This window comes from Dryocola clanedunensis subsp. sulfonylureivorans, from assembly GCF_016756775.1.
Taxonomy (GTDB): Bacteria; Pseudomonadota; Gammaproteobacteria; order Enterobacterales; family Enterobacteriaceae; genus Dryocola; species Dryocola clanedunensis.
The window spans coordinates 1-797 of sequence record NZ_JAERMU010000074.1; the positions used below are offsets into that span (position 1 = coordinate 1).

Here is a 797-nt window from a genome sequence, read left to right on the forward strand (position 1 = left end):
CCTGCATACGGATCGAGCCGGTCGGAATGCAGCCAGCCGCCGTCGAGCGCGGCCAGCGCGCTTACCTGACCGATAACCGGCAGCGTAAACAGGGTGTAGTTGAGCTCGTTACGCCAGTAAGCACCGTTATCACCCGAGATGCTCTGCTCTTTAAAACCCCGCACCGAACTTTCTCCCCCAATGGTCATCCGTTCACTGCCGTACAGGCGGTCCGGCGTCCACTGCCCGTAGGCGCTGGCCAGCCACCACAGGTTTTCCGCCACCGGGCGCTGAAAACTGGCGTTAAGGCTCCATTTGCGGAACTCTGCTTTTGGCAGGTCACCGTTTTTGTTGCCATCCTCCTCGGCCCCCAGCCAGGGCATGCCCCGGCTGAAGGTCGGGTTGAACGTGGCGACCCCGCCTAACATTTTTTGCGTATGGTTCAGGCCAAACAGCAGGCTGGTGAGCTTACGGCTGCTGCTGCGCAGCAATACGTCGTCCAGGTAATTACGGTTGATACGGTGGCTCAGGCCGACGGAGACGCCGGTTTTAATGTCGCCGTTGCGGAACAACACGTGAGAAAGGTTAACGCGGTGGGTTTCGGTATCACCGCTCGAGCGCCACTCATAGCCGTTGTTATCAATGGTGCTGAGGTAGTTGTTCCAGCTGTAGCTGTAGTCAAGCAGGCTGTATCCGTAAGGAACGCTGACCCCGGCGGCAAAATTCTGCGCATCCTTTGAGTTTGAGAAGGCGCTGCTGCGCCCGCCGCTGACAAACCAGCTGTCCGCCAGGCCCAGCAGGTTATTCCCCGTCAAACC

1 protein-coding gene is annotated in these 797 nt (G+C 59.1%); it reads right to left on the reverse strand.

Annotation, left to right across the window (positions count from 1 at the left end):
• On the reverse strand, positions 1-797 hold a 797-nt coding region (locus tag HYQ67_RS23820), incomplete at both ends, for a ShlB/FhaC/HecB family hemolysin secretion/activation protein (RefSeq protein ID WP_202308662.1).